Origin of the sequence: Pseudomonas sp. UM16, from assembly GCF_050312595.1 — a bacterium.
In the GTDB taxonomy this organism is placed as follows: Bacteria; Pseudomonadota; Gammaproteobacteria; order Pseudomonadales; family Pseudomonadaceae; genus Aquipseudomonas.
In genome coordinates this window covers 70,174-95,112 of record NZ_JBNPJT010000013.1, presented here as the reverse complement: position 1 = coordinate 95,112, position 24,939 = coordinate 70,174, and the positions used below count along the sequence as shown (strand labels likewise).

Sequence of the window (24,939 nt, the reverse complement as noted above, 5' to 3'; positions counted from 1 at the left end):
ACGATGACCCCGCTGTACCTGGCCTCTGGTTCACCCCGCCGTCGGGAATTGCTGACACAAATCGGTATTCCCTTTACCCCCCTCAGTGCAGCGGTCGACGAAAACCCGCTGCCTGCTGAGGCCGCACCGGCTTATGTCGAGCGCCTGGCGCGAGCCAAGGCCAGTGCCGGACTGGCAACGCTTGATGCAAGCGTCCCCCTGGCTGTGCTCGGTGCTGATACCGCTGTGGTGCTCGATGGGCGAATTCTGGGTAAACCCTTTGATCGTGACGATGCGTTGGCAATGCTTGCCGCGTTGTCTGGCCGTGAGCATCAGGTGCTCACCGCTGTAGCGGTGGTTGACCAGCAGCGCTGTCTGAGCGTTTGTGTCGCCAGTCAGGTGCAATTTCGGCACATTACCCCGCAGGAAGCCGAAGCCTACTGGGCCAGTGGTGAGCCGCTGGATAAAGCCGGTGCCTATGCCATCCAGGGCTTGGGGGCGGTATTCGTGCAACGCATTGAAGGCAGCTACTCGGCGGTGGTTGGCTTGCCGTTGAGTGAAACCGCCGAGCTGCTCAAGCAATTTGAAATCCCTTGTTGGCAACTGTTGTCGGCCCGTTGAGCGAGGACAAGACAAGACTGCTGCTAGCCAGTCGCCCGCGCGCGATCCATCATTACTGAAGTCCTTTGACGAGAGCCTGCCATGAGTGAAGAGATTCTGATCAATATCACACCGATGGAATCACGCGTGGCGGTGGTGGAGAACGGTGTTCTGCAGGAGGTGCATGTCGAGCGCACGCAGCGCCGTGGCATTGTCGGCAATATCTACAAGGGCAAAGTGGTTCGCGTATTGCCGGGGATGCAGGCGGCGTTCGTCGACATCGGCCTGGACCGTGCCGCCTTTATCCATGCTTCAGAAATCTCCCAGCGCGAAGGCTCTTCGGTAGAAAGTATCAGCGCCCTGGTGCACGAAGGTCAGAGCCTGGTGGTACAGGTAACCAAGGACCCTATCGGCTCCAAAGGCGCACGACTGACCACGCAGCTGTCGATTCCTTCGCGCTACCTGGTGTACATGCCACGCACCAGTCATGTCGGTATTTCCCTGAAGATCGAAGACGAAGCCGAGCGTGAGCGCCTGAAGCAGGTGGTTACCGATTGCGTCGCCGCAGAAAACATCCAGGATGCCGGTGGTTTTATCCTACGTACCGCCGCTGAGGGCGCCGGTGCCGATGAGATCCTGATGGACATCCGCTACCTGCGTAGGCTGTGGGATCAGATCGGTGCACAGATCAAGACCGTTGGCGCGCCAACGGAAATCTATGAGGACCTGGGCCTGGCGTTGCGCACTCTGCGCGACCTGGTCAACCCGAAGATCGAGAAGATCCGCATCGACTCGCGGGAAACCTTCCAGAAAACTACGCAGTTCGTCGGCGAACTGATGCCGGAAATCGCTGACCGCCTTGAGCACTACCCGGGCGAACGGCCGATCTTTGACCTGTATGGCGTTGAAGACGAGATCCAGCGCGCGCTGGACCGCAAGGTACCGCTCAAGTCCGGAGGCTACCTGGTGGTCGATCCGGCTGAGGCGATGACCACCATCGACGTCAATACCGGCGCGTTCGTAGGGCATCGGAACCTTGAAGAGACCATCTTCAAGACCAACCTGGAAGCGGCCACCGCCATTGCCCGGCAACTGCGCCTGCGCAATATCGGCGGCATCATCATCATCGACTTCATTGATATGGAAGATGAGGAGCACCAACGTCAGGTGCTACGCACTCTGGAAAAGCAGCTGGAGCGCGATCACGCCAAGACCAACATCATCGGCATCACTGAGCTGGGTCTGGTGCAGATGACTCGCAAGCGCACCCGTGAAAGCCTGGAACAGGTGTTGTGTGAACCCTGCCATTGCTGTCAGGGGCGGGGCAAGCTGAAAACCCCCGAGACGGTTTGTTACGAGATTTTCCGCGAAATTCTTCGCGAAGCTCGTGCTTATCAGGCCGAAGGCTATAGGGTACTGGCCAATCAAAAAGTGGTGGACCGCTTGCTCGATGAGGAATCGGGTAACGTCGCCGAACTTGAGACGTTCATCGGTCGCACCATTCGCTTCCAGGTCGAGTCGATGTACTCCCAGGAACAATACGATGTGGTGCTGCTCTGACCGCTGCACGCATCTGGCTGTCGCCAGGGCTGGCAAAGCGCCCGGTTGCGGCCATAGTTAAGGCTCGAGAGGGAGGGCCATTGCCATGGAGCGTCTGATCCGCGTTCTAGGCGCGATGACCCGCTGGGGCCTGGGCATCTGTGCCTTGCTGGCGGTGCTGGTGGCGCTGTACGTCAGCCTGGGCCGGCAACTGGTGCCTCTGGTGGCCGAATACCGCGCCGAAGTCGAAGACAAGGCCGTGCAGGCTCTGGGCATGCCCGTACATATCGGCAGCCTGGAAGGGCACTGGAGCGGCCTGGCACCCATACTGGTGGTGAACGATATTGAGGTCGGCGAAGGTGCCACTGCGTTGCGCCTGGATGCCGTCAAGGTGGTGCCGGATCTGTGGTCGAGCCTGAGCGATCGTCAACTGCGCCTGGCCAATCTGGAGGTCGGTGGCCTGCATTTGAGCTTGCGCGAGGATGAGGCAGGGGCGTGGACCCTGGACGGCTTACCGAAAACCGACAATCAGCCGCTCGACCCTGAGCAGTTGCTGCAACGCCTGAGGGCGGTAGCGAAGATCACCGTGTTGGATAGTCAGGTGACCCTCGAGCCTTTTCAGCGTGAGCCGATGACCCTCACGTATGTCAGCCTGGGGCTGCAGACTGGCAGCGTTCGCCAGCGTCTGGATGTACGCCTGACCTTGCCCGATGGTCAGCCGGTCGCCATGAATGTGCGCAGCCGTATTCGCCCGGCTCACTGGCGTGAGGGTGAGCTCGACGCCTACCTGAGCCTGCCGCAGAGCGATTGGGCGCGCTGGTTGCCGCCAAAGTTGCTCGGGCAATGGCAGGCCCAGGAACTCAAGGCCGGTGGTGAGTTCTGGCTGAATTGGGGCAAGGGCCAGTTGCAGAGTGCGACGGTGCGCCTGAACGCGCCGCAACTGCGTGGAAACCATGCCGGGCGCGAAGAGGCCAAGGTGGAAAACCTGGCGCTCAATGGTTGGTTACAGCACCGTGAGCAAGGTTTCGATGTGCAACTGAACTCACTGGCAATGAGCCTGGGCAAGACCCGCTGGGAGACGCACCTACAGCTCAAGCAGGAGGCTGGCAGTGAAACGAGTGAGGAAACCTGGAGGGTTCAGGCCGACCGTCTCGACCTGACGCCACTCACACCGTTGATTGAGTCGCTGGCGCCGTTGCCGGAAAAGGTCATGGCAGTGGTCGAGGGGTTAAACGTCAAAGGTAGCTTGCGCAATGTCCAGCTGGATATCCGTCCCAAGGCCAGCGGTGACCAACGCCTGAATTTTGCTGCCAATCTTGAACGGGTTGGCTTCAGTGCTTATCACGGTGCGCCAGCAGCGGGGAATGTCAGCGGTAGCATCAGTGGTGACCTTGGGCATGGCGAGCTGCGCCTGGATACTGATGCGTTCATGCTTCATCTCTACCCGATCTTCGCCAAACCCTGGAATTACCAGAAAGCCAATGCGCGTTTGACCTGGCGCCTGGATCAAGAAGGCTTCACCCTGGTTGCTCCGTATTTGAAGGTGCTGGGCGAGGAAGGCAAGATTGCCGGTGACTTCCTGATCCGCCTGTTGTTCGATGAAACGCGAGAAGACTATATGGACCTGCGCGTCGGCTTGGTCGACGGCGACGGTCGCTACACCGCGAAGTACCTGCCTGAGGTCTTGAGCCCAGCGCTGGATGAATGGCTACGCACGGCAATTCTCAAAGGTGCGGTCGACGAAGGTTATTTCCAGTACCAGGGCTCGCTCAATCATGGAGCGGCCGAGCAGGCGCGCAGCATCAGCCTGTTTTTCAAGGTGCATGATGCCGCGCTGGATTTTCAGCCCGGCTGGCCGCAGGTACAGAAAGTCTCTGGTGAAGTGTCTATCGACGACGATGGCGTGCGAATCAATGCACAGCGTGGCCAATTGCTCGATACCCAGGTCAGCGACGTGCAGGTCAACATCCCCCACGTCGCCAGCGGAGAACACAGCCATCTGTTTCTCGACGGCGGCTTCGACGGTAACCTCGGCGATGGCTTGAAAATCCTCCAGGAAGCACCGATCGGTACTGCCGCCATGTTCGCAGGCTGGGAAGGCCAGGGTGGCCTCAAAGGCAAGCTCAAACTGGACATTCCTCTGGCCAAGGGCCAGCAGCCTAAAGTGGTGGTCGACTTCGACACCAACGATGCACGGCTGAAAATTGCCGCACCGGAGATTGAGCTGAACCAGCTCAAGGGCACGTTTCGTTTCGACTATGGCAAGGGCCTCAGTGGCCAGAACATAAACGCTCGGGTCTTCGACAAACCGATCACGGCACAGATCTTTGCCGAGGGCAAACCCGGTGAACTGCAAACGCGTGTCGACGCCAAAGGCCGCGTTGCCGTGACGGCTCTGAGTCAATGGTTACAGGTCAAGCAAGCCTTGCCGCTATCCGGAGAACTGCCTTACCAGTTGCAGCTCAGCCTGGGCAGTCGCGATAACCAGCTCAAAGTCGATTCCAGTCTCAAAGGGTTGGCTATCAACTTGCCAGCGCCGTTCGGCAAGAGCGCCGACGAAACCCGCGACAGCCAGTTCGGCATGACTCTGCAAGGGCCGGAGCGGCGCTTCAGCTTAAGCTACGACAATGTGGCTAATATGCTCTACGCCGCGCCCATGGACAAACTGGCCCAAGGGCGTGGTGAGCTGGTGTTTGGTGGCGGCAGCGCCCAGTTGCCCAATGGTCAGGGCATACAGGTGCGCGGTCGATTGGCTGAACTGGATTTGCAGCCTTGGCAGCAACAAGCAGAAGGCCTGGCGGGTAAAGATGCAGGCGGCAGTGCCGCTCAACTGTTGCGCAGTGTCGATTTGAGTATCGGTAAACTCAAGGGCTTCGGTCTGAACCTGAACCAGGCAGTGGTGCGTCTGGACCGCAACAGCAACAACTGGGCGCTGCGGCTGGACAGCAAAGAAATCATTGGTAACGCTCGGGTGCCTGACGCCAAGGGCGCGCCGTTGGTGGTCAACCTGCAGACAATCCACCTGCCGGCAGCGGATCCGGCTGAAGTGGCTTCGCCCAACGCACCTGATCCGATGGCGGCGATCGACCCGCGCAAGATTCCCTCGATCGACCTCAATATCGACAAACTGTTTCGTGGCGACGACTTGCTCGGCAGTGCTGCGGTGAAGATCCGCTCGACCGCCAAGGGCATTGCCCTGAACGACCTCGACCTGAGCCTCAAAGGCTTGATGATTGATGGCAACGGTGGCTGGGAGGGCGCTCCGGGAGCCAGCAGCAGTTGGTACAAGGGGCGCCTGGAAGGCAAGAACCTCGCCGACGTGTTGAAGGCTTGGAATTTTGCCCCGACGGTCACCAGTCGCGATTTTCGTCTGGATGTCGATGGGCGCTGGCCGGGATCACCGGCCTGGGTTGGCCTTAACCGATACTCCGGCAGTCTTGACGCGGCCTTGCGCAAAGGTCAGTTCGTTGAAGTCGAGGGCGGCGCCCAGGCGCTGCGGGTGTTTGGCTTGCTCAATTTCAACTCGATTGGCCGACGTTTGCGTCTGGACTTCTCCGACTTGCTCGACAAGGGGCTGAGCTACGATCGGGTCAAAGGTCTGTTGGTGGCCAGTGAGGGGGTTTACGTGACCCGCGAGCCGATCACTCTGACCGGACCTTCGAGTAACCTTGAGCTTGAAGGCACCCTGGATATGGTTCGTGATCGCGTCGATGCGACCCTGCAGGTGACCTTGCCGGTGACCAATAACCTGCCGTTGGCGGCGTTGATTGTCGGTGCACCGGCGGTGGGTGGGGCACTGTTTTTGGTCGATCGCCTGCTCGGCGACCGGGTGGCGCGTTACGCCAGTGTGCATTACCGCATCGAAGGCCCTTGGAAAGAGCCTAAAATGACCTTTATCAAACCGTTCGACAAATAAGCCCAGGAGCGCGCATGAAGTCAGCAGTGATCCAGATGGTCAGTCAGAGCGACATCCTGGCCAACCTGGAACAGGCTCGACGCTTGCTGGAACAGGCTGCAGCGGGCGGTGCGCGGCTGGCCGTATTGCCGGAGAACTTCGCTGCCATGGGCCGTCGCGACAGCGCCGTCATCGGTCGTGCCGAAGCCTTGGGCGAGGGTCCAATCCTGCCGTGGTTGGAACAGACCGCGCGCGACCTCAAGCTGTGGCTGGTCGCCGGTACCCTTCCATTACCACCTCAAGGACAGCCCGAGGCCAAGTCCCATGCCTGCTCACTGCTGATCGACGAGTACGGGCAAACTGTTGCCCGCTACGACAAGCTGCACTTGTTCGACGTCGATGTCGCCGACAACCGCGGGCGCTATCGAGAGTCTGATGACTATGCCCATGGTAGTCAGGTCGTCGTGGCAGATACCCCGGTGGGGCGCCTGGGCTTGAGCGTATGCTATGACTTGCGCTTCCCGGAGCTATACAGCGCCTTGCGCGCTGCCGGTGCTGAGTTGATCAGTGCGCCTGCAGCATTCACTGCAGTCACTGGTGCGGCACATTGGGAAGTGCTGATTCGTGCGCGGGCGATTGAAACCCAGTGCTATGTCTTGGCCGCCGCTCAGGGCGGTACCCACCCGGGGGCACGGGAAACCTATGGTCATGCGGCGATCGTCGATCCCTGGGGGCGCATTGTCGCCGAACAGGCCAGCGGCGAGGCCGTGCTGCTGAGCGAACGCGACAGCAGCGAACAGGCGTCCATTCGGGCGCGGATGCCGGTGGCCTTGCACCGGCGCTTTTTCTCGCAGGACGCCTTGCGGCCTGCGCACACCTCGGAGTGACTATGAGCGAGATGTTATCCACTGTCAGCGAGCACCTGCTGGCGCCGGGGGGATTGACCCTGGACAGCCTGCAGTCCGTGCTGGGTGAGTTGGCCGGGCCAGGCATCGATGCCGCCGACCTGTACTTCCAGGGGCAGATTTCTGAGTCCTGGGCACTTGAAGACGGGATTGTCAAAGAAGGCAGTTTCAACCTTGACCAGGGTGTGGGCGTGCGTGCCCAGTCTGGCGAGAAAACTGGTTTCGCCTACAGCAACGCCATCAGCCTCGAAGCCCTGACTTCTGCTGCCCGTGCTGCCCGCTCGATTTCTCGTGCCGGGCAAAACGGCAGTGTCCAGGCCTTCAAGAGCCAGGATGTTACCCAGTTGTATGGTGCCGACAACCCGCTGGAGGTGCTCAGCCGGGCCGAGAAAGTCGAGCTGCTCAAGCGTGTTGATGCCGCCACCCGTGCGTTGGATCCGCGTATCCAGCAAGTCACCGTGAGTATGGCCGGGGTTTGGGAACGCATCCTGATCGCCGCAGCTGATGGCAGTCTGGCGGCGGATGTACGTCCACTGGTGCGCTTTAGTGTCAGCGTGATCGTCGAGCAGAACGGCCGCCGCGAGCGAGGTGGCCACGGTGGTGGCGGTCGCACCGACTATCGCTATTTCACCGATGAACGGGTCATGGGCTATGCCCGCGAATCCCTGCGTCAAGCCTTGGTCAACCTTGAGGCGATCCCAGCGCCAGCTGGCACCTTGCCGGTGGTGCTCGGTTCCGGCTGGTCGGGTGTATTGCTGCACGAAGCCGTCGGCCATGGCCTTGAAGGAGATTTCAACCGCAAAGGCAGTTCGGCCTATAGCGGCCACCTGGGTGAGAAAGTTGCGTCGAGTCTGTGCACCATTGTTGATGACGGCACCCTCGAAGGTCGTCGCGGCTCGTTGAGCGTCGATGACGAAGGCACCCCGACCGAATGCACCACGCTGATCGAGAACGGCATTCTCAAGGGCTATATGCAGGACAAGCTCAACGCGCGACTGATGGGCATGGCGGTCACCGGCAACGGTCGTCGTGAGTCCTATGCGCACCTGCCAATGCCACGGATGACCAACACCTACATGCGTGCCGGTGAAAGTGACCCGGAAGAAATCATCAAGTCGGTCAAGCGCGGCATCTATTGCGCCAACCTTGGTGGCGGCCAGGTCGATATCACCAGCGGCAAGTTCGTGTTCTCCACCAGTGAGGCCTATCTGATCGAAGACGGCAAGATCACTGCGCCGGTCAAAGGCGCGACCTTGATTGGCAATGGTCCGGAAGCGATGAGCCGCGTGTCGATGGTCGGTAATGACCTGTCCCTGGACAGCGGTGTCGGGACCTGTGGCAAGGATGGGCAGTCAGTTCCGGTTGGCGTGGGTCAGCCGACACTGAAGATCGATGCGATTACCGTGGGTGGCACGGGCGCATGAAATTGAAACCGGGCGGGCAGGGCGCCTGCCCGGTGGCGAAGATCAACGCAGGCCGCGTTGGATCTCGTCGAGGTCGCGGATGTACTTGAAGATCTTGCGGCTGGCCGTAGGTGTCTTGTTGGTCTTCAGCTCGTGCTGGGCCTGGCGGATCAGCGAGCGCAGTTGCTGGCGGTCGGCATCCGGATATTCCTGGACGAATTTTTCCAGGACTTCGTCGGTGCCGTCGATCAGCCGGTCGCGCCAGCGTTCAAGGTTGTGGAAACGCTCGTTGTATTGGCGCGAGGAGGCGTCGAGCTGGTCAAGAAGCGCAGTGATCGCGTCGATGTCCTGGTCACGCATCAGCTTGCCGATGAACGACCGGTGACGTCTTTTCGCTTCGTTTGCGGTGTGCTTCTTGTGCTCTTCCAGCGCCATGCGCAGTTCGTCGGTCAACGGCAGTTTGGCCAGAATATCGGGCTTGAGCGTAGTAAGGCGCTCGCCCATATCGACCAGCGCCTGCATCTCGCGCTTGATTTGGGTTTTGCTTTTTTCGCCGTCAAAGGCGGTGTCGTAAGAATCAACCATGGGGGCAGTCCGCTGAGAATCGCCGCCATGATAACCAGTCGGGGGCCGCTTGTCCGGTCCGGTCGTAGATTGACCCACGCCGAACGCAGAATTTGAGTGGAGAAAACCATGAGTGCAGTCCAGAGCGTAGGTCCACAGGCCCTGCCGGCGTTGCAGGAGCAGGTCGAACAGATCATTGCCGAGGCCAAGCGCCAGGGGGCCAGTGCCTGTGAAGTGGCGGTATCGCTGGAACAGGGGTTGTCTACCTCGGTGCGTCAGCGTGAAGTGGAAACCGTGGAGTTCAACCGCGACCAGGGTTTTGGCATCACCCTGTATGTCGGCCAGCGCAAAGGCTCGGCCAGCACCTCGGCCAGTGGCAGAGAGGCCATTCGCGAGACTGTTGCTGCGGCCCTGGCAATTGCCAAGCACACCTCCGAGGATGAGTGCGCAGGGCTTGCCGACCCGGCGTTGATGGCGCGAGATCTGCCCGATTTCGATCTCTATCACGCCTGGGACATTACCCCTGAGCAAGCCATCGAGAAGGCGTTGATCTGCGAAGCAGCGGCGTTCGATGCCGATGCGCGAATCAAGAATGCCGATGGCACCACCCTCAATACTCACCAAGGCTGCCGGGTTTACGGCAACAGCCACGGTTTTATCGGCGGCTACGCGTCGACCCGGCACAGCCTGAGCTGCGTGATGATCGCCGAAGCTGAAGGCCAGATGCAGCGCGACTACTGGTACGACGTCAATCGTCAGGGCGAACTGCTGGCTGATCCACGCAGCATTGGTCAGCGTGCTGCGCAGCGTGCTGCCAGCCGCCTCGGCGCGCGCCCGGTGCCGACCTGCGAGGTGCCGGTGCTGTTTTCCGCTGAGCTTGCTGGCGGCCTGTTCGGCAGTTTCCTGTCGGCAATCTCGGGTGGCAACCTGTACCGCAAGTCGTCATTTCTTGATGGCGCAATGGGCCAGCGCTTGTTTCCCACCTGGTTGACCCTGGACGAGCGCCCGCACCTGATGCGTGCGCTGGGCAGTGCCGCATTCGACGGTGACGGTCTGGCGACCTACGCCAAACCGTTCGTCGAAAAGGGCGAGTTGGTGTCCTATGTGCTGGGTACCTATTCGGGGCGCAAGCTTGGATTGCCGAGCACCGCCAATGCCGGTGGCGTGCATAACCTGTATGTCACCCACGGCGTCGAAGATCAGGCGGCGCTGATTCGTCGTATGGGGCGGGGCTTGCTGGTGACCGAGCTGATGGGGCATGGCCTGAACATGGTGACTGGTGATTATTCCCGTGGTGCAGCAGGCTATTGGGTCGAGAACGGTGAGATTCAATTCGCCGTTCAGGAAGTGACCATCGCCGGCAATATGAAGGACATGTTCCAGCAAATTGTCGCGATCGGTAATGATCTGGAAACCCGCAGCAACATCCATACCGGTTCGGTTCTGATCGAGCGGATGACTGTGGCCGGCAGCTGAACCTGTAGCAGCGGGAATTACCCGTGCCCCTCCACTACCAAGCCCGGCCCTGTGTCGGGCTTTTTGTTTTTCTTCTGCCATTGCCTTGAACTGATTCTGATTATCAATCAATAATGAATATCATTATCTAGGCGATGATGTTCATGAAACCCGTCCTTCACGAATTGCCCTACCTCGAAAACTGGCGCTGGCTCAGTCGCCGCATCCGTTGTGCGATGGAGCCGGACGAACCGCGCTTGATCGAACACTACCTGGCCGAAGGTCGCTATCTGGTGTGTTGCACCGAGACCTCGGCTTGGACCGTCGCCCTGACCTCATTCCGCCTGCTCCTGGATACCGCCTGCGATCGCATGCTGCCTTGGCATTGGCGTTGCCTGTGCCTGGATCAGGCCTGGAAACCGCTGTTGCAGCTGCGCAAGCTCGACGGCGGTGAGCATGGCCAGCGTTGGCAGCCTTTTGCTCTGCAATTGGCGAACTGCACGCTGCTGCCTTCGATTTCTTTCGCTGAACTGATGCAAGGACTTGATGATGAGTAATACCCGTATCGAGCGTGACAGCATGGGTGAACTGCAGGTGCCGGCCGAGGCCCTGTATGGCGCTCAAACCCAGCGCGCGGTAAACAACTTTCCGATCAGCCAGCAACGCATGCCTACCCAGTTCATTCGCGCCTTGCTGCTGGCCAAGGCTGCTGCGGCCAAGGCCAACATCGAGCTCAAGCAACTGGACGCTGGGCAGGGCACGGCCATCGTCAAGGCGGTCGAGCAACTGCTGGCTGGCGATTTCATCGAGCATTTCCCGGTGGATATCTACCAGACCGGCTCCGGTACCAGCTCGAACATGAACGCCAACGAGGTGATCGCCACCCTGGCAAGCCGCATCCTCGGTGACACGGTCAACCCCAATGATCATGTCAATTGCGGCCAAAGCAGCAATGACATCATTCCAACCACTATCCATGTCAGTGGCGCCTTGGCCTTGCATGAGCAACTGCTGCCGTCACTCAAGCACTTGGTCCAGGTTATCGAGCGCAAAGCCGAAGAAGTTCATCCATTCATCAAGACTGGTCGTACCCACCTGATGGATGCCATGCCGGTGCGTATGAGTCAGGTGCTTGGCGGTTGGGCGGCGCAGATCAGAGCGGTTACAGGCCATTTAGAGTCGACCTTGCCGGCCCTGCAAGCGCTAGCCCAGGGCGGGACCGCCGTGGGCACTGGGATCAACGCCCACCCCGAGTTTGCCGCGCGTTTCAGCCAGCAGTTGAGTGAGCTGACCAGCGTGCCGTTTACGCCTGGGCAGAATCTGTTTGCCCTGATCGGTTCGCAGGACACCGCAGTGGCCGTGTCTGGCCAGCTCAAGACCACGGCGGTCGCCTTGATGAAAATTGCCAACGACTTGCGTTGGATGAACTCCGGCCCGCTGGCGGGCTTGGGTGAAATCGAGCTGGAAGGCTTGCAGCCGGGCTCTTCGATCATGCCTGGCAAGGTCAATCCAGTGATTCCGGAAGCCACCGCCATGGTTGCTGCCCAAGTCATCGGTAACGATGCGGCCATTGCCGTGGCTGGCCAATCGGGCAATTTCGAACTTAACGTCATGCTGCCGATCATCGCCCACAACCTGCTGAGCAGCATCGAGCTGATGGCCAACGTCAGCCGCCTGCTGGCCGACAAAGCCATCGCCAGCTTCAAGGTCAACGAACCCAAGCTCAAGGAAGCGCTGGCGCGTAACCCTATCCTGGTGACGGCGTTGAACCCGATCATCGGCTACCAAAAGGCCGCCGAGATTGCCAAGACGGCCTACAAGCAAGGTCGGCCGATCATTGACGTAGCCCTGGAGCACACCGACCTGTCGCGTAACCAGCTGGAAGTGCTGCTCGATCCGGAAAAGCTCACGGCTGGCGGTATCTGATAGCGCCTTGGAGGTTTGTCATGCAGCACTGGAAACGCACCACCGAAATCGCCAATCGCTTGTTCGACCAGGGCGATCTGGTCGATGCCCGCGAGTTGTATCTGCAGGCCCTGGCTCTGGCCCAGGTGTTGTTCGAGCGCTGGCATGACGCCGACGAAGCGGTGGCTGTGTGTGTCATTGCCCACCACAACCTGGCCGACCTGCATTTGCGCCTGAATCAGCCGCAGGAGAGTGCGGAGTACCTCTGCGCTATCCACCAGCGCCTGTTGCAGGCCCTGCAGGACCAACGCCTGGCGCCAGCACTGCGCGAAGCGGCGCTGCGCCACAGTAGCAAGACCTACACCGAGCTGCTCAATTTCATCAGTGAGTACGGCCAGTACCCGCGAACTGAGCGCCTGCTCCATAGCCACGGCCCGCAACCGGCAGTTTTAGCTGTTAAGGAGCGCGCCGGGTCTTCAGCCCTTCACTACGGAATCCACTGACTATGCCTCATACCTTGCCTGCATTGCCTTACGCTTACGATGCGCTGGAACCGCACATTGATACCCAGACCATGCAGATTCACCACAGCAGGCACCACCAGACCTATATCAACAACCTCAATGCGGCGGTAGAAGGCACGGAGTTCGCCGAGTGGCCGGTGGAAAAACTGGTCGCCAGAGTCAAGCAACTGCCGCAGGCACTACACAATGCGGTAATCAACCAGGGTGGCGGTCATGCCAACCACTCGTTGTTCTGGATGGTGATGTCGCCCAAGGGTGGAGGTCAGCCTCAAGGTGTGGTGGCTAAGGCAGTCGATGAGCAACTGGGCGGCTTCGAGGCCTTCAAGGAGGCTTTCACCAAGGCCGCACTGACGCGTTTTGGCAGCGGCTGGGCCTGGCTGAGCGTGACCCCGGAGAAAAAGTTGGTAGTGGAGAGCAGTGGTAACCAGGACAGCCCGTTGATGAGCGGCAATACGCCGATTCTGGGGTTGGATGTCTGGGAACATGCCTACTACTTGCTGTACCAGAATCGCCGTCCTGAATACATCAATGCCTTCTACAACGTGATCGACTGGTCCGAGGTAGAGCGCCGTTATCTAGCTGCCCTGGCGTGAGTCGTTCCGGTATGCGTACCGATGTGATGTCCATAGGCGGAATGCGCCTGTTTCGCCTGGCGCTGGGAACCCTGTTGTTGCTGGTGGGGAGCGCTTTGTTGGTGGCGCAGGGTATCGCCTGGCTTGACCTTGAGCCGCGCATGATGCGCGCGCTCGAAGGCGGTGCTCTGTGTGCATTGGGCACGGCGTTGGGTGCTGTGCCGGTGCTGGTGATTCGCAGCATGCCGGTGGCGTTGGCCGATACCTTGCTCGGCTTCGGCGCCGGTGTGATGCTGGCGGCAACGGCCTTCTCCCTGATTATTCCTGGCCTGGACGCCGCGCAAGCCATTGGTCTGGGTAAGTGGGGCGCAGGCGCACTGATCAGCTTCGGCTTGTTGTTCGGGGCGTTCTTCCTGTACCTGGTCGATCTTAAGGTGTCGGGTGCTTCGCCCGAAGCTTTGGTGGGCACTGCCCAGCAACCGGTGATTGCCGCGCGGATATGGGTGTTTGTCATCGCCATCATTGCTCACAACGTCCCCGAAGGCATGGCCATCGGGGTGTCGGCGGGTGGCGGGATGCCGGATGCCGACAGCTTGGCCATGGGCATTGCCTTGCAGGATGTGCCCGAAGGGTTAGTCATTGCGCTGGTACTGGCCGGGGCAGGCATGGCTAGGTTCAAGGCTTTTGCCATCGGTGCAGCGTCTGGACTGGTCGAGCCGGTGGCAGCGTTGATATGTGCCTGGCTGGTGAGCGTGGCAGAACTGCTATTGCCTCTGGGCTTGGCCTGCGCAGCCGGAGCTATGTTGCTGGTAGTGACCCAGGAGATAATTCCCGAATCTCGCAGCAACGGTCATCATCGCCTGGCGAGTCTAGGGCTGTGCGTTGGTTTCTGTCTGATGATGGTGATGGATACGGCGCTGGCGTGAGGAGGGGGCGGTTACTCGCCCTCATCAAAGTAGTTATTGATCAGCTCGACCAGCGCAACGAGCGCTGCGTCATCTCCTTCGCCTTCGGTATGCAGGTGTACCTGGGTACCTTTGCCCGCTGCGAGCATCATCACAGCCATGATGCTCTTGCCATCGACCATTGATTCAGGTGTGCGGCCTACGCGTACAGTGCAAGGGAAGCGTCCGGCCACGCCGACAAACTTTGCCGCCGCCCGGGCGTGCAGCCCCAGCTTGTTGATGATGGTGATTTCACGAGCGGGCATCGCGGCGGTGGTCCTGTGGGCTAGAGGTCGCGGTGGCGAACCTGGACATTCTTCAAGGATTGCTGCAGCAACTGGCCCACGCGTTCGGTCAGGTAAACCGAACGGTGGTGTCCACCGGTACAGCCAATGGCAATGGTCACATAGGCGCGGTTGCTGGCGGCAAAGCGTGGCAACCATTTGAGTAGATAGCTGGAGATATCCTGGAACATATCTTCGACATCAGGCTGGGCTGCCAGATAGTCGATGACCGGTTGCTCCAGACCGGAGTGCTCACGCAGCTCCGGCTTCCAGTAGGGGTTGGGCAGGCAGCGCACATCGAACACCAGGTCGGCGTCTACCGGCATGCCACGCTTGAAGCCGAAGGATTCGACCAGGAACGCGGTACCAGGCTCCGGTTGGTTAAGCAGGCGTAGTTTGATCGAGTCACGCAACTGATACAGGTTCAGGTTGGTGGTGTCGATTTTAAGATCGGCGAGGTCGGCAATCGGCCCCAGCAGCTCGGTCTCGTCCTTGATCGCTTCGGCCAGCGAACGGCTGGCGTTGGTCAGCGGGTGACGCCGACGGGTTTCCGAGAAGCGCTTGAGCAGGGTGTCTTCGTCGGCATCCAGGTACAGCACATCACACTGGATATGGCGCCCGCGCGCCTCTTCAAGCAGCTCGGGGAAGCGACTGAGGTGGCTGGGCAGGTTGCGCGCATCGATCGATACCGCCACTTTGGGCTGCATCAGTTCGGTGTTGATCAGGGCGTTCTCGGCCAACTGCGGCAGCAACCCGGCAGGTAGGTTGTCGATGCAGTAGTAGCCGTTGTCCTCAAGGACCGCGAGGGCGGTACTTTTTCCGGAGCCGGAGCGGCCGCTAACGATGATCAAGCGCATATTCAGGGCCCGCTCTGTACATCCAGAACGACCTGGTACAGCGCGTCGTTGCTGGGGGCCGCACGCAGCTTGTCGCGTACGACCTTGCTGTCGAGCATGCTGGCGATCTGGCGCAGCAGCTCCAGGTGCGCATCGGTGGCTGCTTCCGGGACCAGCAACACGAACAGCAGGTCGACCGGAGCGCCATCAATGGCGTCGAAATCAATAGGGGCGTCAAGATGCAGCAGTGCACTGACAGGCGATTCGCAACCCTTGAGGCGGCAATGGGGAATGGCAATGCCATTGCCAAAGCCGGTTGAGCCGAGTTTTTCTCGGGCAATCAAGGCTTCGTACACGTCCTGGGTGTCCAGTTCGGGCACTTCTTTGCCGATCAGGTTGGCGATCTGTTCGAGTGCGCGCTTTTTGCTGCCTCCCGGCACGTTCACCAAGGAACGGCCGGGGGTCAGGATGGTTTCAAGTCGGATCATGGATGAGGGGGATCAGCGGGCCGCTGCACCTTGCAGCAGGCTTTGCTGTTTTTCCTTGTGTTTTTTCAGTTGACGATCGAGCTTGTCGGTCAAAGCATCGATCGCTGCATACATGTCTGTGTGTTCGGCATTTGCAACAACTTCGCCGCCGGGAATAAACAGCGTTGCTTCAATCTTCTGCTGCAGCTTCTCGACCTTCATGATTACCGTCACATTGGTAATCTTGTCGAAGTGCCCCTCCAGACGTTTGAGTTTTTGCTCGACGTATTCGCGCAGCGGCTGGGTGACTTCTACATGCTGTCCACTGATATTGACTTGCATACAGCTTCTCCTTTGTTGCCCGAGCATAAGAGGCAGGTGTTGCGCCTGCCACTGAACTGCGATGGCTATCTCAGGGGCTACATCAGTCGCTTGCGCTCACTCGACGGTGCAATGCCGAGGGACTCGCGGTACTTGGCGACGGTGCGACGGGCTACCTGGATGCCTTGTGCCTCCAGTAAACCAGCGATCTTGCTGTCACTCAATGGCTTTTTCTGATTTTCCGCTGCAACCAATTTTTTGATGATCGCGCGAATCGCTGTGGACGAGCATTCACCGCCTTCGGAGGTGCTGACGTGGCTGGAGAAAAAGTACTTCAGCTCGTAAATACCCCGCGGTGTGTGCATGTATTTCTGCGTGGTGACCCGGGAAATGGTCGACTCGTGCATGCCCACGGCTTCAGCGATGTCATGCAGGACCAGCGGCTTCATCGCTTCGTCGCCGTGATCGAGGAAGCCGCGCTGGTGTTCGACGATCTGGGTGGCGACTTTCATCAGGGTTTCGTTGCGGCTCTGCAGGCTCTTGATGAACCAGCGGGCTTCCTGCAACTGATTGCGCATGAACGTATTGTCGGCACTGGTGTCGGCGCGGCGGACGAACCCGGCGTATTGCGGGTTGACCCGCAGGCGCGGCACGGCCTCCTGATTGAGCTCGACCAGCCAGCGCTCGTTGTCCTTGCGCACGATCACGTCAGGGACCACGTATTCGGCTTCACTGGATTCAATCTGCGAGCCAGGACGCGGGTTGAGGCTCTGAACCCGTTCGATGACCTGGCGCAGTTCGTCTTCCTTGAGCTTCATCCGCCGCATCAGCTGGCTGTAGTCGCGGCTGCCGAGTAGGTCGATATAGTCACGTACCAGGCGCTGGGCTTCGGCCATCCAAGGGGTGCTGGCAGGCAGTTGGCGCAGTTGCAGCAGCAGGCATTCGCTGAGGTTGCGTGCGCCGATACCAGCAGGTTCGAATTGCTGAATGCGGTGCAGCACGGCCTCGATTTCGTCGAGCTCAATATCCAGCTCAGGGTCAAAGGATTCGCAGACTTCCTCGAGGGTTTCGTCGAGGTAGCCCTGGCTGTTGATGCAGTCGATCAGGGTGACCGCAATCAGCCGATCGGTGTCCGACATCGGCGCCAGGTTGAGTTGCCAAAGCAAGTGGCTTTGCAGGCTCTCGCCCGCCGAAGTGCGGGTGGTGAAGTCCCACTCGTCATCGTCGTTGCTGGGCAAGCTGCTGGCGCTGGTCTGGTAGATGTCTTCCCAGGCGGTATCGACGGGCAGTTCGTTGGGGATGCGCTCGTTCCATTCGCCGTCTTCCAGGTTGTCCACGGTTTGCGTGGTTTCCTGGTAGGTGGTGTCCTGAACTTCGGCGACGGGCTTGCTTTCGGCGTTGTCGGCCATCGGGTCGCTGTTGTCGAAGTCGTCGCCTTCTTCCTGGCGTTCGAGCATCGGGTTTGATTCCAGCGCTTCCTGGATTTCCTGCTGGAGGTCCAGAGTAGAAAGCTGGAGCAGACGGATAGCCTGTTGCAACTGCGGTGTCATCGTCAGTTGCTGGCCCATTCTTAGGACGAGCGATGGTTTCATGGCAGGGGCTTTACACCTTTTTTGCCGGCGCACATGCGCCATCCACTACAAGGGCACCGAAGCGCCAACTTTAAGCAAATTATATGCCTGAAATTGGAGCGTTTGCCTAGGCCGCTGTGACAATAAAGCCGGTTTTCACCGGGTTAGCAGCCCATGGCAAGCGCTGTGTCGCCTCGAACTTACAAGCGGAACTCGTGGCCCAGGTACACCTCTTTCACCAGGTCGTTTGCCAGGATGGTCTCTGCATCGCCTTCGGCAATCAGTTGGCCATCGTTGACGATGTAAGCGGTTTCGCAGATGTCCAGGGTCTCGCGGACGTTGTGGTCGGTGATCAATACACCGATACCTTTGGCCTTGAGGTGATGGATGATCTGCTTGATGTCGCCGACCGAAATCGGGTCGACACCGGCAAAGGGTTCATCGAGCAGGATGAATTTCGGCGCAGTAGCCAGGGCCCGGGCAATCTCCACGCGGCGACGTTCGCCACCGGACAGGCTCATGCCGAGGTTGTCGCGGATATGGCTGATGTGAAATTCCTGCAGCAGGCTTTCCAGTTCTTTGCGCCGGCCATCGCGATCGAGCTCCTTACGGGTCTCGAGGATCGCCATGATGTTGTCGGCAACCGACAGCTTGCGAAAGATCGAGGCTTCCTGTGGCAGGTAGCCAATACCGGCACGGGCACGGCCGTGCATCGGCTGGTGGCTGACATCCAGGTCATCGATGAGCACGCGGCCCTGATCGGCCTGGACCAGGCCAACGATCATGTAAAAGCAGGTGGTCTTGCCGGCGCCGTTAGGACCGAGCAAGCCGACGATCTGGCCGCTGTCGATGGACAGGCTGACGTCACGTACCACTTGCCGACTCTTGTAGCTCTTGGCCAGGTGCTGGGCTTTGAGGGTCGCCATTTACTCGGCCTTCTTCTTCGGCTGGATCACCATGTCGATCCGTGGGCGAGGCGTTGACACCGATCCACCGCGGCCGGCAGTCGCCACCTGGGATTGGGTGTTGTAAACGATTTTCTCGCCTTCAGTGGTGTTGCCATCGCTGGTTTCCACCTTGGCCTGGTCGGTCAATACCACCAGATTCTTTTGCGACTGGTACTGGATCTGCTTGCCGTAACCTTTCATCTTGTCCGGTTTTTCGGCGCTTTGTTGCTGCTCGAAATAGGCAAGGTTGCCGACCGATGTCACGACGTCGACATCGCCATTGGCGGCACGCGTAATGGTCACGGTGTTGCCTTTGATGATCATCGAACCCTGGGTGATGATGACGTCGCCGGTGTAGGTGGCGACCCCTTTCTTGTCATCCAGGTGCGCTTGGTCAGCCTGGATACGGATTGGCTGGTCACGGTCGTTCGGCAGGGCCCAGGCGCTCGCGCTTCCCAGTGCTGCGCTCAGGCTGAGCAAAAAGGGGAGTGTTTTAACGAGCCTCATACTGTCCTCTTACGTTGGACAGCAGGTCCATCCTGCCGTCTTTCAAATACGCTTTCATTCCATTGCCCGTAGTAACACCACCGGCGCCGTCGATTTTAACGGCTTGTTCGGTTTGCGCATATTGCTTCTGCGGGAATACCGTCATGCGACTGCTGGTAATGATCATGGTGCGGTTTTTTTCATCGGTGCGGGCGACCCGTACCGAATCAATCAATTCCACTTCGCTGCCATCGGGGTTGACCTCGCCCTTGTCGCTCTGCACGTGCCAGGGGTAGGTGGTGCCGCGATACAGTTGCAGGTCAGGCTTGGTCAGCAACGTTACTTCGCTGACCTTGAGGTGTTCGACCTTGTCGGCAGTCATCTCGTACTGCATCTTGCCATCAGGCAGAAACTGCACGCTGTGAGCATTGGTGGCGTAATAATCGATAGCCTTTTCGTCGACGCTGGCGACCGGCTTGTCGAGAAAGCTCTCCGGGCTGATGTTCCAGTAGCCGACAGCCACCAGCAAGGCGGCAATCACACTGAACAGCGCAATGGTGCGAATCTTTTTACTGAACATGTGTCGCTCTACAGGTAGTGGGCGTTGGCCGCGTCGAGGTTGCCCTGGGCTTGCAGGATCAACTCGCAAAACTCACGGGCTGCACCTTCACCGCCGCGGGCCTTGGTAATCCCGTGGGCGTGCTCGCGGACGAAGGCTGCGGCACTGGCTACAGCCATGCCCAGGCCAACACGGCGGATCACCGGCAGGTCAGGCAGGTCGTCGCCCAAATAGGCGACCTGTTCATAGCTTAGGTTGAGCTGGCCAAGAAGTTCGTCCAAAACCACTAATTTATCTTCACGCCCCTGATACAGGTGGGGGATGCCAAGGTTCTTGGCTCGGCGCTCGACCACCGGGGTCTTGCGGCCGCTGATGATGGCGGTGGTCACGCCCGTGGCCATGAGCATCTTGATGCCTTGTCCGTCGAGGGTGTTGAAGGTTTTGAATTCACTGCCATCTTCGAGGAAGTACAAGCGACCGTCAGTCAGTACGCCGTCAACGTCAAATACCGCAAGCTTGATGGCCTTGCCACGTTGGAGCAGGTCCTGGCTCATTTACATCACTCCCGCACGCAACAGGTCGTGCATATTCAAGGCGCCAACCGGGCGCTCGTCCTTGTCGATTACAACCAGGGCACTGATCTTGTGGTCTTCCATGATTTTCAGGGCTTCGGCAGCGAGCATGTCGGCGCGCGCGGTCTTGCCATGAGCGGTCATGACCTCTTCGATCAACGTGGTGTGCACATCGATGTTGCGATCCAGGCTGCGGCGCAGGTCGCCGTCAGTGAAGATCCCGGCCAACCGTCCGTCGGCTTCGAGGACGACGGTCATGCCCAGACCTTTGCGAGACATTTCAAGCAATGCGTCTTTGAGCAGGGTGCCACGTTGCACCTGAGGCAGCTCTTGGCCGGCGTGCATGACGTTCTCGACCTTCAACAGCAAGCGGCGTCCCAAGGCGCCACCAGGGTGCGAGAAGGCGAAGTCTTCAGCAGTAAAGCCACGTGCCTCAAGCAGCGCAATGGCCAGGGCATCGCCCAGTACCAGTGCCGCTGTGGTCGAGGACGTCGGAGCCAGGTTCAGCGGGCAGGCTTCCTGGGCGACGCGGGCGTCGAGATTGACTTCGGCGGCCTTGGCCAGTGCCGAGTCGGGGTTGCCAGTCAGGCTGATCAGCTGGATCCCGAGGCGTTTGATCAAGGGCAGCAGGGTGACGATCTCGGCGGTCGTGCCGGAGTTGGACAGGGCGAGGATGACATCGTCGCGGGTGATCATGCCCATGTCGCCATGGCTGGCTTCGGCCGGGTGCACGAAGAACGCCGGGGTGCCGGTGCTGGCCAGGGTTGCGGCAATTTTGTTGCCGATATGCCCGGACTTGCCCATGCCGACCACCACGACCCGGCCCTTGCTGGCCAGGATCAGCTCGCAGGCCTTGACGAAATCGGCGTCGATGTGGGCTAGCAAGCCCTCAACCGCCTCGATTTCGAAACGGATGGTGCGTTGCGCGGATTGGATCAGGTCGCTGGATTGGCTCATGTCGGAAATCGGGTTGCCTGATGAAAAGGCGGCGATTATAGCGGTAATGCGCAAAACCCTCACCCTGTGATTGTCATACAGTCGCTGTGCAACCTTAACCCTAGCTGAACAAGCGCGGCGGCGGCCTTGGGGCGTTGCTATCAGCAATGCTATAGTTCGCCGCCTGTTCGGCCCGCTCAGGGCGTGCGTGCCTCCATGAAGGGGGCGCGCGTCTGAGTGAGAAGGCTGCATCGCAAGGAGTCTAGATGAGCGTTGATAACGCCTACGCGGTCGAGTTGAAGGGTGTTTCCTTCAAGCGCGGTTCGCGCAGCATCTTCAGTAATGTCGATATACGCATTCCCCGCGGCAAGGTCACCGGCATCATGGGACCTTCCGGGTGCGGCAAGACCACATTGTTGCGTCTGATGGGCGCACAGTTGCGCCCGGCCAGTGGTGAGGTCTGGGTGGCCGGGCAAAACTTGCCGACCTTGTCGCGCAGCGATCTGTTCGATGCCCGCAAGCAGATGGGCGTGCTGTTCCAGAGCGGCGCGCTGTTCACGGACCTCGACGTATTCGAAAACGTCGCGTTTCCGCTGCGCGTGCATACCCAGCTGTCCGACGAAATGATCCGTGACATCGTGCTGATGAAACTGCAGGCCGTTGGCCTGCGCGGTGCCATTGAGCTGATGCCCGACGAGTTGTCCGGCGGTATGAAGCGCCGTGTTGCCCTGGCCCGGGCCATCGCGCTGGACCCGCAAATCCTCATGTACGACGAACCCTTTGTCGGCCAGGACCCGATCGCCATGGGGGTGCTCGTGCGCCTGATCCGCCTGCTCAACGATGCTCTGGGTATCACCAGCATCGTGGTCTCCCACGACCTGGCCGAAACCGCGAGCATTGCCGATTACATTTATGTGGTTGGCGATGGGCAGGTGCTGGGCCAGGGTACGCCGGATGAGCTGATGGGCTCGGACAACCCGCGCATTCGTCAATTTATGAAAGGTGATCCGGACGGTCCGGTGCCCTTTCACTTTCCTGCGCCGGATTACCGCGCCGATCTTCTGGGGAAGCGTTGATGCGCAGAAAATCCTTACTCGAACGAATTCGCCGTTTTGGCCGCTCGGCCATCGACGTGCTGGCTGTGCTTGGGCGTTCCTTTTTGTTCCTGCTGCACTCGTTGGTCGGGCGCAGCGGCACCGGCGGCGGTTTTCAACTGCTGATCAAGCAGCTGTATTCGGTCGGTGTGCTGTCGCTGGCGATCATTGTCGTTTCCGGCGTGTTCATCGGCATGGTCCTGGCCTTGCAGGGGTTTAGCATCCTGACCAAGTACGGTTCGGAGCAGGCAGTGGGGCAGATGGTTGCCCTGACTTTGCTGCGTGAACTGGGGCCTGTGGTCACGGCATTGCTGTTCGCCGGGCGTGCCGGTTCTGCGTTGACTGCGGAAATCGGTAACATGAAATCCACCGAGCAGTTGTCCAGCCTGGAAATGATCGGTGTCGATCCGCTCAAGTACATCATTGCCCCGCGCCTGTGGGCCGGCTTTATCTCGCTACCGATGCTGGCGCTGATCTTCAGTGTGGTCGGTATCTGGGGTGGCTCGTGGGTGGCGGTGGACTGGCTGGGGGTCTATGAGGGTTCGTTCTGGGCCAACATGCAGAACAGCGTTTCGTTTACCGATGACGTGCTCAACGGCGTGATCAAAAGCCTGGTGTTTGCCTTTGTTGTGACCTGGATTGCCGTATTCCAAGGCTATGACTGTGAGCCCACTTCAGAAGGGATCAGTCGTGCCACTACCAAGACCGTGGTCTATGCCTCATTGGCAGTCCTGGGTCTGGACTTTATTCTGACCGCCTTGATGTTTGGAGATTTCTGATGCAAAACCGCACCCTGGAAATCGGTGTCGGCCTGTTTCTTCTGGCCGGGATCCTGGCGCTGATCCTGCTGGCCCTGCGTGTCAGTGGCCTGTCGGCGAGCCCGAGCAGTAGCGACACCTATAAAGTTTATGCCTACTTCGACAATATCGCCGGTTTGACGGTCAGAGCTAAAGTGACCATGGCCGGTGTGACCATCGGCAAGGTCACGGCCATCGATCTGGACCGTGACACGTACACCGGTCGGGTGACATTGCAGTTGGAAAAACGCGTAGACAACCTGCCTACCGACTCCACTGCATCTATCCTCACCGCGGGCTTGCTCGGCGAGAAGTACATCGGCCTCAGCGTCGGCGGAGAAGAGGCGGTGCTCAAGGATGGTGCAACCATTCACGACACCCAATCGGCGCTGGTGCTGGAAGATCTGATTGGCAAGTTCCTGCTCAATACCGTTGGCAAAGAAGCTAAATAAGGAGTTTCCATGATTTCGATCCTGCGACGCGGCTTGCTGGTGTTGCTGGCGGCGCTGCCCTTGATGGCTGGCGCAGCTGCCGAATCACCTAAACAGGTGATCGAGAAGACCACCACGCAGTTGCTGTCTGACCTTAAGGCCAACAAGGAACAGTACAAGGCCAATCCAAGTGCCTTCTACGATGCCTTGAACGCCAACCTGGGGCCGGTGGTAGATGCCGACGGCATTTCCCGAAGCATCATGACCGTCAAGTACTCGCGTAAAGCCACCCCGGAGCAGATGAAACGCTTCGAGGAAAATTTCAAGCGCAGCCTGATGCAGTTCTATGGCAATGCCCTGCTTGAATACAACAATCAAGGTATTACCGTCGGGGCCGAGAAGAAGGACGGTCCTGACCGCGCCAGCGTTGACATGACGGTCAAGGGGAACAGCGGCGCCGTGTATCCGGTGCAGTACACCCTGACCAACCTCAATGGCGAATGGAAAGTGCGCAACGTCATCGTCAATGGCATCAACATCGGCAAGCTGTTCCGTGACCAGTTCGCCGACGCCATGAATCGCAATGGCAACAATCTGGACATGACCATCGACAATTGGGCTGGTGAAGTGGCCAAAGCCAAGGAAACCGCCGAGCAAGAGTCCGAGAAGCAAGCGCAATGACCGACAGCACAATCACCCTCGGTGCGGACGGTGTGCTCAGCTTGTCTGGGGTGCTGGACTATCGTACCGGCCCGACCCTGCGCAAGCAGGGCAGCGCGCTGATCGCGGCCAGCAAGGACGCGGCGCTGGTGCTCGATTGCTCGCAGGTCGAGAAGTCCAGCAGTGTTGGCCTGTCTCTGCTGCTGGCGTTCATGCGGGATGCCAAGGCCGCCGGCAAGGCTGTAAAGGTGCGGGCGATGCCTCAAGACATGCGTGAAATCGCCGGGGTTTATGACCTCGACGAGGTGCTGGCGGGGCAATGACCGCCAGTCGATGAGCAGCCCCTCTGTCAGAGTCCTCGATTACGGGGTTCGCAGGCGAGGGGCTTTTTTGTATGATGGCCGACCCGCGCGCACAGGGCGCCGATTGAGGTTGAGCATGCAGGCCGTAGAAGTTAAGAACTTCCTTGAAGAAAAGTTGCCGGGAACCCGGGTCGAAGTTGAAGGCGAAGGCTGCAACTTCCAGTTGAACGTGATCAGCGACGAATTGGCGGCCCTGAGCCCGGTCAAGCGTCAGCAGCAGATCTATGCTCATCTTAATCCTTGGATCACCGATGGCAGCATCCATGCGGTAACCATGAAATTTTTCAGCAGCGCAGCCTGGGCTGAGCGCAACTGAGCCTAAATTGGCGGC

Annotated in this window: 28 protein-coding genes; 17 read left to right on the top strand and 11 right to left on the bottom strand. The window is 59.5% G+C overall.

Features of this window, described 5'->3' with window-relative positions:
• Positions 1-3 precede the first annotated feature (3 nt).
• From ACQRAX_RS16895 to tldD, 5 genes are all read left to right on the top strand, one after another.
• On the top strand, positions 4-600 hold the full coding sequence (locus ACQRAX_RS16895) for a Maf family protein (protein WP_412038715.1): 597 nt from the start codon (positions 4-6) through the stop codon (positions 598-600).
• Positions 601-681: 81 nt separating this feature from the next.
• Positions 682-2,139: a ribonuclease G gene (gene rng / locus ACQRAX_RS16890; RefSeq protein ID WP_412038716.1), complete on the top strand. Its 1,458-nt coding sequence runs from the start codon at positions 682-684 to the stop codon at positions 2,137-2,139.
• An 85-nt stretch (positions 2,140-2,224) separates the two neighbouring features.
• Positions 2,225-6,034, top strand: a complete 3,810-nt coding sequence (locus ACQRAX_RS16885) for a YhdP family protein (RefSeq protein WP_412038717.1) — start codon at positions 2,225-2,227, stop codon at positions 6,032-6,034.
• A 14-nt stretch (positions 6,035-6,048) separates the two neighbouring features.
• Positions 6,049-6,900: a carbon-nitrogen hydrolase family protein gene (locus ACQRAX_RS16880; RefSeq protein ID WP_412038718.1), complete on the top strand. Its 852-nt coding sequence runs from the start codon at positions 6,049-6,051 to the stop codon at positions 6,898-6,900.
• A gap of 2 nt (positions 6,901-6,902) precedes the next feature.
• Positions 6,903-8,342 (top strand): metalloprotease TldD, encoded by a 1,440-nt coding sequence (tldD, locus tag ACQRAX_RS16875; RefSeq protein ID WP_412038719.1) that lies wholly within the window; start codon positions 6,903-6,905, stop codon positions 8,340-8,342.
• Positions 8,343-8,384: 42 nt separating this feature from the next.
• On the opposite strand, the gene yjgA is transcribed toward tldD, so the two are convergent.
• The gene (gene yjgA, locus ACQRAX_RS16870; protein ID WP_412038720.1) at positions 8,385-8,906 is read right to left on the bottom strand and encodes a ribosome biogenesis factor YjgA; all 522 of its coding nucleotides are present in this window, start codon (positions 8,904-8,906) and stop codon (positions 8,385-8,387) included.
• A 108-nt stretch (positions 8,907-9,014) separates the two neighbouring features.
• Here yjgA and pmbA point away from each other — a divergent pair, with 108 nt between their 5' ends.
• From pmbA to ACQRAX_RS16840, 6 genes are all read left to right on the top strand, one after another.
• On the top strand, positions 9,015-10,361 hold the full coding sequence (gene pmbA / locus ACQRAX_RS16865; RefSeq protein WP_412038721.1) for a metalloprotease PmbA: 1,347 nt from the start codon (positions 9,015-9,017) through the stop codon (positions 10,359-10,361).
• A gap of 134 nt (positions 10,362-10,495) precedes the next feature.
• A complete protein-coding gene (locus tag ACQRAX_RS16860) occupies positions 10,496-10,897 on the top strand; it encodes a FagA protein (RefSeq protein WP_133217071.1) in 402 nt (133 codons plus the stop codon).
• Positions 10,890-12,266: a class II fumarate hydratase FumC gene (fumC, locus tag ACQRAX_RS16855; protein ID WP_412038722.1), complete on the top strand. Its 1,377-nt coding sequence runs from the start codon at positions 10,890-10,892 to the stop codon at positions 12,264-12,266. Before ACQRAX_RS16860 ends, fumC begins: the two co-directional genes overlap by 8 nt.
• A gap of 20 nt (positions 12,267-12,286) precedes the next feature.
• Complete coding sequence (locus tag ACQRAX_RS16850) at positions 12,287-12,748, top strand: hypothetical protein (RefSeq protein ID WP_412038723.1); 462 nt, start codon at positions 12,287-12,289, stop codon at positions 12,746-12,748.
• 2 nt (positions 12,749-12,750) lie between these two features.
• On the top strand, positions 12,751-13,362 hold the full coding sequence (locus ACQRAX_RS16845) for a superoxide dismutase (protein ID WP_412038724.1): 612 nt from the start codon (positions 12,751-12,753) through the stop codon (positions 13,360-13,362).
• 11 nt (positions 13,363-13,373) lie between these two features.
• Entirely contained in the window at positions 13,374-14,267 is an 894-nt protein-coding gene (locus ACQRAX_RS16840) for a ZIP family metal transporter (protein ID WP_412038798.1), read from the top strand.
• 11 nt (positions 14,268-14,278) lie between these two features.
• Here ACQRAX_RS16840 and ACQRAX_RS16835 read toward each other — a convergent pair whose 3' ends face one another.
• The 10 genes from ACQRAX_RS16835 to ACQRAX_RS16790 all read right to left on the bottom strand — a co-directional run bounded on the left by ACQRAX_RS16835 (position 14,279) and on the right by ACQRAX_RS16790 (position 21,285).
• Positions 14,279-14,551: an HPr family phosphocarrier protein gene (locus ACQRAX_RS16835; protein WP_412038725.1), complete on the bottom strand. Its 273-nt coding sequence runs from the start codon at positions 14,549-14,551 to the stop codon at positions 14,279-14,281.
• Positions 14,552-14,571: 20 nt separating this feature from the next.
• Positions 14,572-15,426, bottom strand: a complete 855-nt coding sequence (gene rapZ, locus ACQRAX_RS16830) for an RNase adapter RapZ (RefSeq protein WP_412038726.1) — start codon at positions 15,424-15,426, stop codon at positions 14,572-14,574.
• 2 nt (positions 15,427-15,428) lie between these two features.
• On the bottom strand, positions 15,429-15,893 hold the full coding sequence (gene ptsN / locus ACQRAX_RS16825) for a PTS IIA-like nitrogen regulatory protein PtsN (protein WP_412038727.1): 465 nt from the start codon (positions 15,891-15,893) through the stop codon (positions 15,429-15,431).
• A gap of 12 nt (positions 15,894-15,905) precedes the next feature.
• Entirely contained in the window at positions 15,906-16,214 is a 309-nt protein-coding gene (gene hpf / locus ACQRAX_RS16820; RefSeq protein ID WP_028942831.1) for a ribosome hibernation-promoting factor, HPF/YfiA family, read from the bottom strand.
• Between the two features lie 77 nt (positions 16,215-16,291).
• On the bottom strand, positions 16,292-17,785 hold the full coding sequence (locus tag ACQRAX_RS16815) for an RNA polymerase factor sigma-54 (protein ID WP_412038728.1): 1,494 nt from the start codon (positions 17,783-17,785) through the stop codon (positions 16,292-16,294).
• A gap of 179 nt (positions 17,786-17,964) precedes the next feature.
• On the bottom strand, positions 17,965-18,690 hold the full coding sequence (lptB, locus tag ACQRAX_RS16810) for an LPS export ABC transporter ATP-binding protein (protein ID WP_123564347.1): 726 nt from the start codon (positions 18,688-18,690) through the stop codon (positions 17,965-17,967).
• The gene (lptA, locus tag ACQRAX_RS16805; protein ID WP_412038729.1) at positions 18,691-19,218 is read right to left on the bottom strand and encodes a lipopolysaccharide transport periplasmic protein LptA; all 528 of its coding nucleotides are present in this window, start codon (positions 19,216-19,218) and stop codon (positions 18,691-18,693) included.
• Positions 19,205-19,777: an LPS export ABC transporter periplasmic protein LptC gene (gene lptC, locus ACQRAX_RS16800; RefSeq protein WP_412038730.1), complete on the bottom strand. Its 573-nt coding sequence runs from the start codon at positions 19,775-19,777 to the stop codon at positions 19,205-19,207. The genes lptA and lptC overlap by 14 nt, the downstream gene beginning before the upstream one ends.
• A gap of 8 nt (positions 19,778-19,785) precedes the next feature.
• Positions 19,786-20,310 carry a KdsC family phosphatase gene (locus ACQRAX_RS16795; RefSeq protein WP_412038731.1) on the bottom strand — a complete coding sequence of 175 codons (525 nt, stop codon included), beginning with the start codon at positions 20,308-20,310 and terminating at the stop codon, positions 19,786-19,788.
• Positions 20,311-21,285, bottom strand: a complete 975-nt coding sequence (locus tag ACQRAX_RS16790; RefSeq protein ID WP_412038732.1) for a KpsF/GutQ family sugar-phosphate isomerase — start codon at positions 21,283-21,285, stop codon at positions 20,311-20,313.
• A 245-nt stretch (positions 21,286-21,530) separates the two neighbouring features.
• On the opposite strand from ACQRAX_RS16790, the gene ACQRAX_RS16785 reads away from it, so the two are divergent.
• The 6 genes from ACQRAX_RS16785 to ACQRAX_RS16760 all read left to right on the top strand — a co-directional run bounded on the left by ACQRAX_RS16785 (position 21,531) and on the right by ACQRAX_RS16760 (position 24,924).
• Positions 21,531-22,340: an ATP-binding cassette domain-containing protein gene (locus tag ACQRAX_RS16785; protein WP_412038733.1), complete on the top strand. Its 810-nt coding sequence runs from the start codon at positions 21,531-21,533 to the stop codon at positions 22,338-22,340.
• Entirely contained in the window at positions 22,340-23,137 is a 798-nt protein-coding gene (gene mlaE, locus ACQRAX_RS16780) for a lipid asymmetry maintenance ABC transporter permease subunit MlaE (protein WP_412038734.1), read from the top strand. The genes ACQRAX_RS16785 and mlaE overlap by 1 nt, the downstream gene beginning before the upstream one ends.
• Positions 23,137-23,607 (top strand): outer membrane lipid asymmetry maintenance protein MlaD, encoded by a 471-nt coding sequence (mlaD, locus tag ACQRAX_RS16775; protein ID WP_412038735.1) that lies wholly within the window; start codon positions 23,137-23,139, stop codon positions 23,605-23,607. The genes mlaE and mlaD overlap by 1 nt, the downstream gene beginning before the upstream one ends.
• Positions 23,608-23,616: 9 nt before the next feature.
• Positions 23,617-24,267: an MlaC/ttg2D family ABC transporter substrate-binding protein gene (locus ACQRAX_RS16770; RefSeq protein WP_412038736.1), complete on the top strand. Its 651-nt coding sequence runs from the start codon at positions 23,617-23,619 to the stop codon at positions 24,265-24,267.
• Positions 24,264-24,569, top strand: a complete 306-nt coding sequence (locus ACQRAX_RS16765) for an STAS domain-containing protein (RefSeq protein ID WP_412038737.1) — start codon at positions 24,264-24,266, stop codon at positions 24,567-24,569. The genes ACQRAX_RS16770 and ACQRAX_RS16765 overlap by 4 nt, the downstream gene beginning before the upstream one ends.
• A 115-nt stretch (positions 24,570-24,684) precedes the next feature.
• Positions 24,685-24,924, top strand: coding sequence for a BolA family protein (locus tag ACQRAX_RS16760; protein ID WP_028942843.1), 240 nt, complete (start codon positions 24,685-24,687; stop codon positions 24,922-24,924).
• The last annotated feature ends 15 nt before the right edge of the window (positions 24,925-24,939 follow it).